This window comes from Candidatus Methanoliparum sp. LAM-1 (assembly GCF_020885915.1).
In the GTDB taxonomy this organism is placed as follows: domain Archaea; phylum Halobacteriota; class Methanoliparia; order Methanoliparales; family Methanoliparaceae; genus Methanoliparum; species Methanoliparum thermophilum.
In genome coordinates, this window is sequence record NZ_AP025251.1 from 1,122,411 (window position 1) to 1,137,883 (window position 15,473).

The 15,473-nt window shown below is 33.7% G+C and carries 14 protein-coding genes and 1 pseudogene; 8 read left to right on the top strand and 7 right to left on the bottom strand.

The genetic code is table 11. The annotated features are described in order from the left end of the window. Window positions 1–2: 2 nt before the first annotated feature. Window positions 3–1,118, bottom strand: a complete 1,116-nt coding sequence (locus tag LPC15_RS06190) for an AAA family ATPase (RefSeq protein ID WP_229234496.1) — start codon at window positions 1,116–1,118, stop codon at window positions 3–5. A gap of 197 nt (window positions 1,119–1,315) precedes the next feature. Here LPC15_RS06190 and thpR point away from each other — a divergent pair, with 197 nt between their 5' ends. Continuing rightward, window positions 1,316–1,861, top strand: coding sequence for an RNA 2',3'-cyclic phosphodiesterase (thpR, locus tag LPC15_RS06195; protein ID WP_229234497.1), 546 nt, complete (start codon window positions 1,316–1,318; stop codon window positions 1,859–1,861). Then, the gene (cca, locus tag LPC15_RS06200) at window positions 1,830–3,233 is read left to right on the top strand and encodes a CCA tRNA nucleotidyltransferase (protein ID WP_229234498.1); all 1,404 of its coding nucleotides are present in this window, start codon (window positions 1,830–1,832) and stop codon (window positions 3,231–3,233) included. The genes thpR and cca overlap by 32 nt, the downstream gene beginning before the upstream one ends. Before the next feature lie 79 nt (window positions 3,234–3,312). On the opposite strand, the gene LPC15_RS06205 is transcribed toward cca, so the two are convergent. Continuing rightward, window positions 3,313–3,573 (bottom strand): CheR family methyltransferase, encoded by a 261-nt coding sequence (locus tag LPC15_RS06205; protein ID WP_324255065.1) that lies wholly within the window; start codon window positions 3,571–3,573, stop codon window positions 3,313–3,315. A gap of 36 nt (window positions 3,574–3,609) precedes the next feature. Next, window positions 3,610–4,305, bottom strand: coding sequence for a TraB family protein (locus tag LPC15_RS06210; protein ID WP_229234500.1), 696 nt, complete (start codon window positions 4,303–4,305; stop codon window positions 3,610–3,612). Between the two features lie 58 nt (window positions 4,306–4,363). Here LPC15_RS06210 and LPC15_RS06215 point away from each other — a divergent pair, with 58 nt between their 5' ends. From LPC15_RS06215 to LPC15_RS06225, 3 genes are all read left to right on the top strand, one after another. After that, window positions 4,364–4,933: a hypothetical protein gene (locus LPC15_RS06215; protein ID WP_229234501.1), complete on the top strand. Its 570-nt coding sequence runs from the start codon at window positions 4,364–4,366 to the stop codon at window positions 4,931–4,933. 204 nt (window positions 4,934–5,137) lie between these two features. After that, complete coding sequence (gene hxlA, locus LPC15_RS06220; RefSeq protein ID WP_229234502.1) at window positions 5,138–6,424, top strand: 3-hexulose-6-phosphate synthase; 1,287 nt, start codon at window positions 5,138–5,140, stop codon at window positions 6,422–6,424. Window positions 6,425–6,531: 107 nt separating this feature from the next. Then, complete coding sequence (locus LPC15_RS06225) at window positions 6,532–7,152, top strand: hypothetical protein (RefSeq protein ID WP_229234503.1); 621 nt, start codon at window positions 6,532–6,534, stop codon at window positions 7,150–7,152. Window positions 7,153–7,166: 14 nt separating this feature from the next. Here the strand turns inward: LPC15_RS06225 and LPC15_RS06230 are convergent, their stop codons facing one another. From LPC15_RS06230 to LPC15_RS07090, 3 genes are all read right to left on the bottom strand, one after another. Beyond that, on the bottom strand, window positions 7,167–7,502 hold the full coding sequence (locus LPC15_RS06230) for an iron-sulfur cluster biosynthesis family protein (protein ID WP_229234504.1): 336 nt from the start codon (window positions 7,500–7,502) through the stop codon (window positions 7,167–7,169). A gap of 434 nt (window positions 7,503–7,936) precedes the next feature. Continuing rightward, on the bottom strand, window positions 7,937–8,260 hold the full coding sequence (locus LPC15_RS06235) for an ABC transporter permease (protein WP_420709514.1): 324 nt from the start codon (window positions 8,258–8,260) through the stop codon (window positions 7,937–7,939). Then, a complete protein-coding gene (locus tag LPC15_RS07090) occupies window positions 8,220–8,315 on the bottom strand; it encodes a MerR family transcriptional regulator (protein WP_420709476.1) in 96 nt (31 codons plus the stop codon). Before LPC15_RS07090 ends, LPC15_RS06235 begins: the two co-directional genes overlap by 41 nt. Before the next feature lie 244 nt (window positions 8,316–8,559). Here LPC15_RS07090 and LPC15_RS07095 point away from each other — a divergent pair. The 3 genes and pseudogenes from LPC15_RS07095 to LPC15_RS06245 form a co-directional block, all read left to right on the top strand. Beyond that, window positions 8,560–8,736, top strand: a pseudogene (locus tag LPC15_RS07095) (zinc ribbon domain-containing protein); the annotation flags it as partial. Window positions 8,737–10,039: 1,303 nt separating this feature from the next. Continuing rightward, entirely contained in the window at window positions 10,040–11,176 is a 1,137-nt protein-coding gene (locus LPC15_RS06240) for an RNA-guided endonuclease InsQ/TnpB family protein (protein ID WP_420709515.1), read from the top strand. Between the two features lie 110 nt (window positions 11,177–11,286). Beyond that, window positions 11,287–14,031: a cation-translocating P-type ATPase gene (locus LPC15_RS06245; protein WP_229234507.1), complete on the top strand. Its 2,745-nt coding sequence runs from the start codon at window positions 11,287–11,289 to the stop codon at window positions 14,029–14,031. Between the two features lie 103 nt (window positions 14,032–14,134). Here the strand turns inward: LPC15_RS06245 and LPC15_RS06250 are convergent, their stop codons facing one another. Next, on the bottom strand, window positions 14,135–14,899 hold the full coding sequence (locus LPC15_RS06250) for a hypothetical protein (RefSeq protein ID WP_229234508.1): 765 nt from the start codon (window positions 14,897–14,899) through the stop codon (window positions 14,135–14,137). Window positions 14,900–15,473: the final 574 nt, after the last annotated feature.

The following is a 15,473-nucleotide window of genomic DNA, read 5'->3' on the forward strand; positions in this document are numbered from 1 at the left end:
TATCACCTATAAAGATTATTTGCAGGTAAGTTTCTTTTTTTCTTCATTATTATCTCGCTATCATTAAAAGCAGAGATCAAGTGTTCTTCTTTTACTTCCTTTTCATCATTTATTAATGCTCTATGTAATGCAACCTTTAATACTTTCTCTACTATATCCCTTCCTGAATAACCTTCTAAATATCTTGCAAACTTTTTTAGATTTATTTTGTCGGAAAAAGGGATCGGATACGTCTTCATATATCTTTTCAAAATCTCTAATCTATCTGAAAAATTAGGTAAGGTAAACTCAATCTCCTCTTCAAATCTGTTTTTTATCGCGTTATCTAGGACGTTTGGTAAGTTTGTTGCTGCTATAAGGCATACACCTCTTCTATCTTTGATACCATCCATCTCTGTAATCAATGCGTTTACTATCTCTGAGACATCTCCACGTAATTCCTGATATCTCCTATCAAGGGCTATAGCATCGATCTCGTCTATGAATATTATACAAGGCGCGTTCTTCTCAGCATAATCGTATAATCGATGAATGTTACTCGATCCTTCCCCTACAAATCCGCCTATTAAACTAGTCGCGTTTATACATACCATCTCTGCATTGGTCTCAGAAACAAGAGCTTTTGCCAGCATAGTCTTGCCTGTTCCAGAGGGACCATAAAAGAGTATGTTTTTGGGAGCCCAATCTCCAAATTTATCTGGATCTTGTAAAAACATTTTTATAACGCTGCATTTAGATTTTGCAGATTTTTGTCCTATCACATCGCTAAATTTTATACGATATTCTTTTTTAAAATCTTCTTCGATCTCTTCATCAATCTCATCTACTATCTCTTCTTCCAAAAGTATTACTGTAGATTCATCTATAATAGAATTTTCTGGTTCTACAATAACGGCTTTAAAAGCAAAACCTGGGCTGATATATTTATCAAATAGATAATCACCCTTTTTTACACACATTCCAATCCATTGTTCCTTCACATATTTTTCAAACAACTCTTTATTTTTAATGATCGGTTTTTCCTCGCATCCAGTAATCATAGGAAAACCCGCATTTTTCAGCATAAGATATTTTGTATTCATCTTTGTTTCATCTTTTTTAATATCTATTGGTTGCAATTTTTTTACACCTTCTATAACATTTTATCTTTTAAACTTATTCTTTATCAATATGTATATAGCCAAATATTAACTTTTTTATACTTTTTTATCTACGTCGAAGATAGAAGCTATCCAGAATATCTTTTGTTCTTAATTATGATAAGTAATACATTTTATTAAATACTATCTATTTAATTTTTTTATAGGCGATAAAGATGGTCAGAACATTCATATCGATAGATCTTCCAGATAATATTAAAGATAATTTATACGAGATCGAAGAGAATATAAATATAGATGGCATTAAACTCGTAAAGCGCGATAATCTTCATATTACATTAAAATTTATCGGAGAAGTCTCTCAGATCAAAATAGATGAGATTATACAAAATCTCTTCAATATATGTTTTAAACCATTCAAATTGAAAATAGAAAGTTTAGGAGCTTTTCCTACAAAAAAAAATGCACGGATAGTCTGGATTGGTGCCAAAGGAGATGATATTTTTCCTCTTGTTGATTCTATTGAGACAGAACTAAAAAGATTAAAATTTAAAACAGACGAACGGTTTCATCCACACATTACTATTGCAAGAGTCAAAAAGCAGAACAAAGATATAAAAGACAGAATAAAAAAATTTTTAGATGATAATCATAATATAGAGATTGGATCTGTGTTGGTAGATAACTTCAGATTAAAAAAAAGCACATTAACCGGCAAAGGACCGATATATGAGACAATCAAAGAGTTCAAAATGGAATAACCTTACATCCAAAAAGAGTTTGATAGATAATATAAAAGAGAATGTCTTATCGAAGATAAAGCCAAGAGAGAAGGATATAAATCTGGTAAAAAGAGTAGCCAAGGATGTTAAAGAGAGAATATTAAAAGAGGCGAAAAATCTTGATATAGATATTTCCGTCCAACTTGTAGGTTCTGCAGCAAGAGATACTTGGATTTTAAATGGAAAAAGGATGGATATAGATCTATTTGTCTTATTTCCTACCAATGTCGATGAAAAATTTCTTGAAGAAACGGGAATATATCTAATAGAGCGTGCAATGGAGGGATGGACACTTAAACAGAGATATGCTGAACACCCTTATGTGAGAGCATCCATCGATAAAGATATAGATGGAGAAAAGATGCATTTTGATATAGATATAGTACCTTGTTTTGATGTACAAGACCCTTCTCATATAATATCTGCTGTAGATAGGACACCGCATCATAACAGATACGTAATGGAGCGAATAAAAGGTAGAGAGGGTGAAGTAATACTTTTAAAAAAATTTTTAGAAGTTTTAGGCATATATGGTTCGGATAATAAGACAAAAGGTTTCTCTGGATATCTCTGTGAACTCTTGATTATAAAATATGGTAGTTTTGAAGATCTGCTGCTCGATGCGTCCAATTGGAGACCTCCCATCTATGAAGGTATCGGTTGTTATGATAAAAAGGACCCTTTGATATTTATAGATCCAGTTGATCCAAAAAGAAATGTTGCAGCCGCTCTCTCATATAATAACTTGTGCATATTCATAGATGCATCAAGAAATTTTTTAGAAAATCCATCAGAATCCTATTTTAGAAAAAGAGAGATCGTGATAAAAACATACGATGAATTAAAAAACTTTTTTACAGAGAGACGGACCTATATCTTGGCTATATCTCTGCACCTTCCAGATCTTGCAGAGGATATAATATATCCCCAACTGGAGAGATCCAAAGATGGGATCAAAAAGGGATTGGAAGAGAATTCTTTCAAAATATTAAACTCATATATCTACTATAATCAAGATGAGGCGATGATCATATTTGAGTTTGAAGTATGGAGATTGCCAAAAATTACAAAGCATATTGGTCCAAAGGTTTTTGACAAAAAGTCGGCTGATAGATTTAAAGAGGTTAATAAAGATTATAAAGTATTTATAGAAGAATGTAGGTATATCGTAGAGAAAGAGAGAAATTTTTCGTCTCCAGATGAGTTTTTAGAAAATAATATCTTAAAATGTGCTTTAGGTAAGGATATCCGTCGTTTAATCGAGAATAAAGAATATAATCTATCAAGCATGGAAGAACTTTTAATTAAAAAAGATGTTAGACAGTTCTTATCCGAGATATACTTTAGATGAACCAAAAGTTCGTGATATGATCCATATTGTAAAAAGGTCAGTCTATTCTCTGGTAAACCTTTTTTAATACACTTATCTCTTAAAACCTGCTATAAAAATCGGTTGGTATATATTCTGTCTTTCCCAGCACCAAAAACCCGTTTTTTGCTAACACTTCATTCTTCTTTATCGGAGAAAAATAAATAATCACGTTTCTACAGAATATGAGATCAAAAAATCTTGAAAAAGGCATGTTCGTTAAATTGTGATACTTAAACTTTACCATCTTAGCAATGCTCTCTTTAACCCTGTATTTATCTGTTATCCTGATTAGATAATTGGAAAGAATATGCATAGTCATCTCTGGACAGAGTATCAAACTAGTATTAAAGAGATATTAGATAAGACCATCTGCAATGAGATGCTGAATATACTCTTTTACTCCTTTTTCATGACCTGCACCAATTATTGCAACAATTTTTTTATCTTTATTGTCTTTAACTAGTTCTACAAGCTTTTTTGCCATATACAGATCTCTTTCATCTATAAGTATTTTAGCAACATTAGGAAATTTTTTCTCAACTTCTTTAATGAGATCATCCACCGTATCTTCCTCAATAATAGAATCTATCTTTTCTAAATCTTTTTTTCTAATAAATAAAGACCCTAAAATAGAAAAAAAAGCTTTTATTTTTTCTTTTATAGTTAAACTATCAAGCAATAAATTAAGTGTTGTCCGTATATCTCTATCGATCAATACAATGCTTGCACCGATCTTATTCGCTTCATCAATAGCAGCAACCATCTCTTCGCCAGGGTTTATCTCTACTTTCTTTCCTAGTCTTTTCTGAATACCGGCTAGGATCGTATTCGTTAAATTAAAACGAAGATCTTTGGATTTTATGTTATTTTTAATAGGTACTTCTTCTTTGCGAATTAAACCATTGAATCGTTCTTTATCCAATTCTAACGCAATAATATCCGGTTTTTCGTTTCGTATAATCTCTCTTACCTTTTCTACACTCTTTGATGAGATATGAGCAACACCAATTATCTTGATGTTCTCTAAATCATCGTTGTATATATCATTCATATAATCCACATATTGACAAAAATTATATCTTCTATTAATGTATTAAAAATAATTTTGTATGTCTGAAAGGAAGATAACTTATGCTATATTAATTATAGTAATCTTAGTAGTTAGTATCTTATCTATTTATATATCACCATTGACATCATTATCATTAAAGGATTTCCATCTCAACCAACCAGCAAACGCCTCCATCAAGATAGTCGGTGTTACAGAAGAGGGAGAAGGTGTAGTCTCTACGTTAACCGTTGAGATAAAACCAGGAAATGGCCGTATTTTGATGGATACTAACGTTTTAACTGGATTTTATACACAATATTCCTTGAAAAAGGCTGTGCAGGTAGCAGAAAATATCACAAAATTTAGTGTAGATTCAGAAAACACCGAGGCAATAGACGGAGAGTCGGCTGGCGCTGCAATAGATGGATACGAGATTCCAGAGGATATTACGATAACTGGTATAATAAACGAGGATGGAACGATTGGGCATGTAGGTAGCTTATTCGAAAAGGCAGAAGCAGCTGTAAAATCCGGTATAAACCTGTTTTTGTTGCCTGATGGTCAGTCAAACGTGGTTATATACAGACCGCTTTATAAAATAGATTTTTTGGTAGATTCATCGTTATAACTAGACCAATCAAGATCGATTTAGTAAAATATATGGATGAAAACTATAATATGAAAGTTATAGAGGTCGCAACGATAGAAGACGCTATTAAATATGTATTTTGAAGAATTTTATTATTACTTGTCGGGTAATCGTAATAAAGATAAAAGATAGTTTTTTAAATGAAACAAACGCAATCTTAAAAAGGAGTGCCTGATTGTAAAAATGAGTAAACCTATACTTCAAGTAGCGCTGGATTTAATAGAGTTGGATAGAGCAGTCCAGATAGCTAAAGAGGCCGTAGAAGGAGGGGGCGATTGGATTGAAGCTGGAACTCCGCTTATAAAAAGCGAAGGAATGAATGCCGTAAGAACTTTAAAAAAAATCTTTCCCACAAAAAAGATCGTGGCTGATATGAAAGTTGCAGATACTGGTACGTTGGAGGTAGAAATCGCAGCAAAATCTGGAGCAAGTATTATAAATGTGTTAGGTAACGTGGATAATTCAACAATAGAAGAATCTGTCCGTGCTGCGAATTTATACGGAGTAGAGATAATGGTAGATTTTTTAGCAATCAAAGACGTAGTTTCAAGAGCCAAGTATCTCGAGGAGATGGGCGTGCATTATATCAATCTTCATGTCGGAATAGATGAACAGATGATAGGAAAAACATCTATTGAGATGCTAAAAGATGTTCTTAACGCAGTATCGATCCCAATAGCAGTTGCAGGAGGATTAAACGCAGAAACAGCCGCACAAGCAGTAAAATTTGGTGCTAATATAGTGATTGTAGGGGGAAACATAATTCATTCGAGTGACGTTAAAGAGGCCACCCTTAAAATACGAAGAGCAATTGATAATCCTATTATCTTGTATGAGAAGAGACGAAGTCTTGATGAGGAGATAAGAGATATCTTTAACGATGTGTCATCATCAAATATAAGCGATGCAATGCATAGAAAAGGAGCAATGAGTGGTATCTTTCCAATAAATAAAGGTGTTAAGATGGTCGGAAAAGCGGTTACAGTACAGACATTTGGAGGAGATTGGGCAAAACCTGTTGAAGCTATTGATATAGCGGGAAAGGGAGATGTTATCGTCATAAACAATAATGGTCGGAAGGATATCGCTCCGTGGGGCGAGTTGGCAACTAGAAGTTGTATAAATAAAGAGATCGCCGGTGTGGTAATAGATGGCGCTGTAAGAGATGTAGAAGATATCATGCAGTTAAATTATCCATTATTTACAACCGCAATTGTACCCAATGCAGGTGAACCTAAAGGTTTTGGTGAGATAAATTCAGAGATAGTATGCTGTGGTCAGGTGGTTAGATCAGGAGATTGGATTATAGGAGATGATAGCGGAGTTGTCGTAGTTCCTAAAGAGAGAGCTTATGAGATAGCAAGAAGAGCAATGGAAGTAAAAAAGAGTGAGGAAAGAGTAAGAGAAGAGATAAGACGGGGAAGTACGTTATCGCAAGTTATGGATCTATACAAATGGGAGAAGAAGTAGATATAAATAACAGCATAGAATATAGTATGATCTAAGAAATTATTTGGTGTAGAAGAGAACAAATTTTAATAAATATTTATCTCCATTTTGTTTGTTCTTATGTTTTTATGGCTGTTATAAAAATAGGCGGAAGTTTGATCGAATATAGGAAGAAAATAGTAAGAGATATAGTAGATTTTTCTAACCAAAATAATAGTGTAACTATAATAGTTCCTGGCGGAGGGCCTTTCGTCGACTTTATAAGAAGATTTAAAATAAATGACGACCAGGCACATTGGATGGCTGTTCTAGGAATGAATCAATACGGTTATCTGCTTGCTGAATCAATATCTATTCCACTGATCGAATCGTTCGAAGAGTTGAAGTTGAGTTTATCAAAAGAAAAAGCTGTTATATTCTTGCCGTACAAAGAGTTGCGAAGATACGACGATCTACCTCATAGTTGGAGCATTACCTCGGATACTATCGCTGCATGGATTGCATCTAAAATAGATCTATCTGATTTGATAATAGCAACAGATGTTGAGGGATTATACAAAGATGGGGCTTTAATAGATTGTATTAATGCAAAGGACATGCTCTCTCTGGGTGAGACCTGTGTCGATGCATTTTTACCCATATTCTTAAGAAAGAAGAAGATGTCATGTCGAGTAATCTATGGAAAAGATTCTGCTAATATTATAAAAGTTCTAAAGGGATTCGATATCGGAACAAAAATTGTACCATAATTCATATACTTAATTTATCTATTACAACCGGAACAATTTAAGCCGCAACCACCGTTTATGCCGACATCTTTTATGGTAAATCCACTGCAGCATTGATCGTCTATATAGTCTATTTGAAGATTCCCTATTTCAAGCTTTAAAGAGTTCTCAAATATCAAAGGTATACCTTTTTCTATAATCTTTATGTCTTTATCAGATAAATTATCCTCTAGTTTTAAGGAAAAGCAAGGGCCATACTCGTTTACTCCGTTTAGAAAAATTCGTACCATCAATTTTCTTCCTTTTTTACTCTCATCCTCCAAAATACTTCTTAACTCTTTTGCTGCACGATCAGTAATAAGTCCCATCATTGTTATCACTATAACGATAAAAATAATTAATGATAAATCTTTCGATTATAAAATAAAAATAACTTTTCCACTTGCAATTATACTTCTCCACTGGAAACCATTTAGTAAAACATTTGTTGTTTATTTCTTTAAAAGTAAAGTTATTTTGGTTTAAACAAGAGAATCTAATATATAAAAGTAACCCCTAAGAGAGAGAGGGTTATATTTCTACTGGAACTCCAAAAAAAGGTACTTCACCATTCAAAAAATGCTTAATCGTTTTATTCTTTCTGATATTTTAAATTATTTATATTATTATATTATATTTTTTATAAAGAACATATATGAAATATAGTATCTTTTATAATAAAGTAGTTTTTATGCTTTTGTTGTATATATTTTAGTATAAGATATATAACTTTAGTATAAGATATATAACGAATTATCTCCTATTATTATTGATATCTTATAGCATCCACCGGATTCAATCTAGATGCACGCAATGCTGGATAAATTCCAGAAAAAATTCCTATACAAACGGAAACTGCGAATGCAATGATGACAATTATAGGTGACATCGATAGCATCCCAGATAACGGTATCCCTAGAACACCTGGCTGGGATAGAATTATCGAAAATACATGAATTCCGATAAAACCAACAATTATACCAATTACATCACCTAAAATACCGATGATAACTGCCTCTATTAAAAACTGTTGTAAAATATCTAAATTTTTAGCACCGACAGCCTTTCTTATCCCACCGCTGGATTGTATTTGTTTGAACTCCAAGCATCTGCTTTGCTTCTTTTAAAGTGTAAAGTTTCTCCATTAATTGTTTTGTTATAACTACTTAACACTATATAAAATAAAAGTATCTATTTTTTAACTGTTACAAAGGCATATCTCAATTCTGCAAAGAAGGGGATTTGCAGAAAGGGAGTCCTCAAAAATCGGAGATTTTTGGGATGAGCAAATCGAAGATTTGCTACCACACTGATACCCCTAAAGAAGCTCTGCTCGAGAATCCAAAGCAACTTCAGAACCCTCGCCCTTTAGGATGGAGAGTATGTCAAAATGAAAAACTTCAGCTAAAAGAAAGAGAGTGGATTTGTCCTGACTGCAAAACAAAGCATGATAGAGACATAAACGCGGCTATCAACATTAAGAAATTTGCTCTGATAGACCAGAATATGATTGGATTAGATCACCTACGGAACGTGGGGAAGAGCCTGTGGACTCGTCCTCAATAGAGGGGAATGAAGCAGGAAGCCTCTTTCAGGGGTAGTTCACATCCTTTTCGTTGAAGCCATCCTCGATCGAAAAAAAATATATATGATGAATTATAAACAATTCAATGTTTATCAAAATGTTTTTTTGAGAGGCATAAAATATAAACGAAAAAGGAGGTGAAAAAAAGATGGGTGTTTTGGGTTGCATTTGCAGCTGTTGTCTATCCTGCTGTAGTCGGTGTATAGACTTTTGCAACATAATCGCTGAGATGCTTTAGCTTGATCTTTTTTCGTTGAAGCTATCCTCGATCGAAAAATATATGGATTATAACTAGCCTTTCAAAATGCTTTTTGGGAGGATAAAAAAGGAGGTGAAAAAAAGATGAGTTGGATTTCGTGCATTTTCAGCGTTTGTATGAGCGGTATAGCCGCGATCTGTAACATCATTGGATATTAAAATCTTTCATCCTTTCTCAGGTGGAAATAGTCGTATAAATATTTGGATCAGAACCTATGAAATATAAACGAAAAAGGAGGTGAAAAAAAGATGGCTTTAGCTTCGAGCATTTTTAACTGTATATCGAGCGGTCTTGCCATGTGCTGTAACATCATTGGATGGTAAAATCCTTCTATCCTTTCTCAGGTGGAAATAGTCGTATAAATATTTGGATCAGAACCTATGAAATATAAACGAAAAAGGAGGAATAGAAGATGGATCTATTTATTGATACAATCATTCTCTGTATAGATTGCTGGAATTATGGTCCGCTGATAGATTGCCTTAATATGCTTTTAGATATAGGGAGGAAAATAATATGAATATATTACCCTCTCTTTGCGGTCTGATCTGCTGCAGATGCCCCGACCTTATCATCGATTTTATAGATCTGCTCCTGAAGTTCTTTTAACTTCTCGCAGTTTTTAACATTTAACTGTCTGTGCTTTTATATCCGGTGAAATTAACTATTTTCTTCCAGTCTGTATATCTTAATTCTCTATTCCATTTCTTTCCCCCTTTTTATACATTCCTCTCTTATTCAAATCCTCAAATCCATGCTTACATCCTAAATTAGAAATCGCATTTGTTAAGTGATGAATAAAAAGAGAAACCCTGTTTCGTTCTCGTTTTGAATATTTTCGCTTTAACTCCTTCCCTGTATGCAGTCTCTTTGCCGCTATCCTATTAATTCGTCTTCTCTTGTTATAACAATATGGATAGTAAAGAGCTTCTTTAACTTCATCGGCGGGAAGTCCCTTTCCGAAAGGGAGGGGATGAGAGCCGAAAAGTATCTATATACAAAATAATATATTGAAGAGAGAACAAATGCTTAGTTACAGGTTTAGAATCTACCCTTCAAAGAAAATTGAGCAAAAGCTGAAGGAACATCTTGAGTTATGCAGATGGCTATACAATAGGCTATTAGAAGAACTGAATAAGGCTAAATCCGAAGATAGAAAAATAACAAAGAAAGAAACTCAAGCCCTTATCGTTAAGCTGAAAGATGAGAAACCTGAATTAAAGGAAGTCTATTCAAAAGTTCTTCAAATGGTCAATCACCAATTATGGAACAATATTTTTGCTTTAGCTAAGTTGAAGAAGAACGGTAAGAAAGTAGGAAAACTTCGATTCAAGGGCAAGAATTGGTTCAAAACCATAAACTATAACCAGTTAGGCTTCAGGTTGGAAGGAAAGAAGCTCATAGTTTCTAAAATCGGAGAGATTCCTATAAAGATACACCGTCAGATTGAAGGAAAGATAAAAGGAGTATTCATAAAGAGGGAAAAGTCTGAGAAATGGTTCGCTATCTTCCAAGTTGAACAACCATTAAAACCACTTCCTAAAACCCACAAATCCATTGGAATTGATTTAGGAATAAAACACTTCCTAACCGATACTGACGGAAGACAGATTGAGAATCCAAAATTTTACGAGAAATCTTTGAAGCGTATAAAGATAGAGCAGAGAAAGCTTTCAAAGAAGAAGTCTGGCTCGAAGAATAGAGAAAAGCAAAGAGTAAAGCTTGTGAAGGCATACGAGAGATTAGTAGATCAAAGAGACGATTTCCTTCATAAGCTCTCAAGGTTCTACGTAAATAGTTATGACTTGATAGCTGTTGAAAATTTGAATATTCGCAACATGATCAAAAATCATCACTTAGCTTCTAAGATTCTTGATGCCTCTTGGAGCAAATTCCTTTATATGCTATCCTATAAAGCTGAGAAAGCTGATAAGATAGTGGTAAAGGTAAATCCAAAGGGCACTTCAAAAATTTATAAACATGGAGATTTAGATAGAGATTATAATGCTTCGCTTAATATATTAGAAAGAGCTTTATCGGGGCTGGGACAGTCCTTTGAGCCTGTGGAGATAAAACCTCTACTCAGTATTCCAGCTTCAGCTGTAATTACTGGGCAAGTTTCATCGCTGAAGCAGGAAGCTCCATCTGTAAAGGTGGGGTAGTTCATCTTATCCATTCTCATTAATTTTATATAGAATAATGAGACCGTATGCAAAATATGTCTTTATATCACTTTATCGTATCAGAATATGAATAGGCGGAGAAAAATTTTATGCCTGAAAAATATAAATGGCACTTGTTAGATATAGAAGAGATCTTTAATATATTAAATACGTCTCGTAACGGTCTCAAAAAAGAAGATGTAATCGTTCTACAAAAAAAATACGGCCTTAACGAGATAGCAGATAAAAAACAGATCTCTCCATTAAAACTTTTTCTATCCCAGTTTAAAAACGTGCTCATACTAATTCTTATAGCAGCCACCGGAATATCTCTAATTCTTGGTAATATAATAGATGCAATAATCATATTTATAGTTGTCATTTTATGCACAACAATAGGTTTTCTTTTAGAATATAGGTCGGAAAAAGCAATAAAAGCGTTAATAGAGATATCGGCACCGAACGCCACAGTTTTAAGAGATGGAACGGAGGTAAAAATCCCTGTCAAAGAGGTTGTGCCAGGAGATATATTGATATTGCATGCAGGGGATAAGGTTGCAGCCGATGCAAGAGTGATTGAGTCTTACGATCTAACTATCGATGAATCTATATTAACTGGCGAGTCTGAACCTGTGAAAAAAGATACTATAACGCTTAAAGAGGATGTATTGATAGCAGAGAGAACAAACATGGTCTATGCTGGAACGATCGTTCTGCATGGAAGAGGCGTAGGAGTAGTTACAGATACGAGTATATGGACGGAATTCGGAAAAATCGCTGATATGTTATCAACGGATGATGTAGAAGATACACCTTTGAAGAAGAGAATCAATCAGATTGGAAAGAAGTTAAGTATAGCATATATCTTTATTATCACCGTTCTTTTCGTAATCGGCGTAATAAGCAGACCATCGGTCAATCAAATCGTAGCGCTTATCATCTGGAGTGTCAGTCTTGCAGTAGCGATAGTACCCGAGACACTCCCGCTTATTATAACAGGAACACTTGCACTCGGCGCACAAAAAATGTCTAAAAATAAAGCGATAGTCAGAAGATTATACGCTGTCGAGACGCTCGGATGTATTACTGCTATCTGTTCTGATAAAACCGGCACATTAACAAAGAACGAGATGACCGTGCGTAAAATATACGTAGATAATCAAAAGATAAATGTAACTGGTACAGGATACGAACCAAAAGGTGAGTTTATCGACGAAACCGGAGAAAAAATTGATATTTCTCAGAATAATAGTCTTAATATGGCGTTAACTATCGCTACATTATGCAACGATTCAAAGATATTGTATGAAGATGGCAATTATAGAATAACAGGAAATCCAACAGACGGAGCGTTGGTCGTTCTTGCAGAGAAGGCATCATTGAGTAAAGATATCCTGGAGGGACGATACAAAAGGGTGGGTGAGATACCTTTTGAGAGAGAGAGAAAAAGAATGACTACCATATATCATGATACCTCTAGTGATAAAAAATTTGTATTTGTAAAGGGAGCACCTGAGATGTTGCTTAGTCTTACATCCTTTATTTATACTGATAAAGATGGAAAAGACTTTATTAAAGAGATGGCCCCTGAAGATAAGGATAAAATATTATTTATATCAGATCAGATGGCTACTGAAGCGTTACGAGTTATTGCAGTAGCTTATCGTTATATAGATAATGATAATAATAAAGATGAGACGTTTATAGCGGAAGATATCGAGAAAGATCTTATATTTGTAGGATTATTCGGGATGATAGATCCACCGCGGGATGAGGTAAAAGATGCTATAATACAATGTAAAAAAGCAGGAATAAGACCAATAATGATAACCGGGGATCATAAACTGACTGCGATGGCTATTGCAAAAGAGCTTGGAATGATGGAGGAAAATGATGAAAATAAAGTATTAACAGGTGTAGATTTAGAAAAAATGGACGAAAAAGATCTAGAATATCTCGCCAATGACATAGTTGTATATTCTCGTGTGTTACCTATTCACAAACTGAAGATAATAGATGCTCTCAAAAAGAGAGGTAACATCGTAGCCATGACGGGTGACGGAATAAACGATGCACCTGCATTAAAAAAAAGTGATATTGGAATAGCAATGAATTCAGGTACGGATGTTGCAAAAGAGGGCTCAGACATGGTTTTAACCGATAATAATTTTGCAACTATTGTGTCCGCCATAAAAGAGGGGCGGACTATCTATGACAACATTAGGAAATATTTAGTGTATATTTTTTCTTACGGGTTTTCCGAAGTAGTTATTTTGGCAGCTTCTTTTTTCATCGGTTTATTCTTGTTCAAAGAGCCATTATACCCGCTTATGGCGATCCAGATATTATTGGCTAACATAGTGATTGAAGATCTACCTGCCCTTGGATTGGGTGTAGATCCAGCTCGGCCAGATATCATGAGACAAAGACCGAGAAATCCTAACGAACCGATACTTACAAAGACGGCTATCGGGTTATTGGTAGTGATGATTGCGACGATATCTATAGGATGTACCGTTATATTTTTCAAATACCTGCAAAACCTGACAAAAGCACAGACAATGGTGTTTGCAACCTTCATACTATACGAAATGATCAATGCATTTATCTGCCGATCTGATAAATATTCTCTGGCAAAAATCGAGTTTTTTTCCAATAAATGGTTAATACTTGGAGTAATCGGATCTATTCTGCTTATGTTACTCGTAATACAGATACATTTTATCGGGCAATTCTTCTATATGGTACCGTTGAGTCTGATGGATTGGTGTACAGCATTGTTAATTGCACTTACTATAATTATTACGACAGAAATATTCAAAGCATTCTCTGTTAGAGTTAGAAATACATCTTAATAATTACTATATTTACACTTTATAATTATTCATAATTATGATCTATATTTACAATTTATTATTATAATACTACATTATTTTATTATAATATTATAATTTCTAACTATAAATTGGAACTAAACTTGTAATACAAACCAATATCAATCTCTATACAGGTTCTATAGACTCTTGGAGAATAAGACCCACATTTTTTAACGTTTAAAACCCATGGTATTTTTCTTAATCTATCTATCTCATCCTTTAGGGAGAAATCGTATAAATAAATCTTTTTTCCTGTCTCTTTTTTAATCGAATCTATGTATAATGATGAAAAATCTTTATCGATCTTAGGTGCGGGTGCTATAACCCTATCAAACGAATTTTTATTCACATATTTGAATAAATTCTCCACATCATCATTTATCGCTTTTATCGATCCTCTCAATCTGTTAATCTCTATATTTTTTAATAGATAATAAAATGCATCACAATTCTTCTCGATAGCAACTATATCTACCTTTTTCTGTCTTGCTAAAATAATAGGAAAAGGCCCAACTCCTGCAAACAAACATAATATATTCTCCCCATTTTTTATCTCGTTGGCTATCCGCCTTCTTTCTCCTGAAAGCGAGAATGAAAAATAGGTTTTATTTATATCGAATATAAAATTGCATCCTCCCTCTTTATATTCTATCTCGGTAGATCGATCGCCAAATATAACATCGAATCTGGATATTCTCTCTTCTCCAGTAGAATGAGTAGCTTTCTTTAAAATTTTTCTTATCTTTGGTTTCTCATACAATATTTTTGCAACAATCATCCGTGTATCCGTATCATCGTAACCACTCTCTGAAATCATTGCAATATCCTGTATATATCTTATTTTCATGATATTTTATAATTATAGCTATTTTTTATGCTGGCTTATGCTTACACTATCCTATTACTTCTTATTGGGCTTATACGTAACCTTAAAAAGCTATTTATCCTTTTAAAATCCTTCTATCATCATATAATTGTTTCAAACTATTTGTTATCCAAATTACTTTAATTATTATAAAAGATTATATTCTTCTTAATATAAACAGGCATCCATTATTATCCTTTATATCTTTATTAACCACGTATTCTGCTCCGCGCTATATCTTAGTCCTATCTCAAAACTAAAACCAAATCTTATTTATAGTTGTATGATTTAAAGTTAAACTTCTCTTTAAATATTATCCTGTATTTAGAATGAATATTATTAGTGTGCTTCTAAAAATGATATCATCCCGCATACTAAAATGCTGTGCTTCCGGATAGGAACCGAGATAAAGTTGTCTGATGGACTGCTCCTTGATTTCTCATGATCCGTTGTCTCAAGATCTGCTTCTGTAGAATTTGCCAGGACTCCATAAATTACCTTGGACTTTTTTCTGAAAAGCTCATATTGAACCACCTTTCAGCAAACGGAAAGCCTC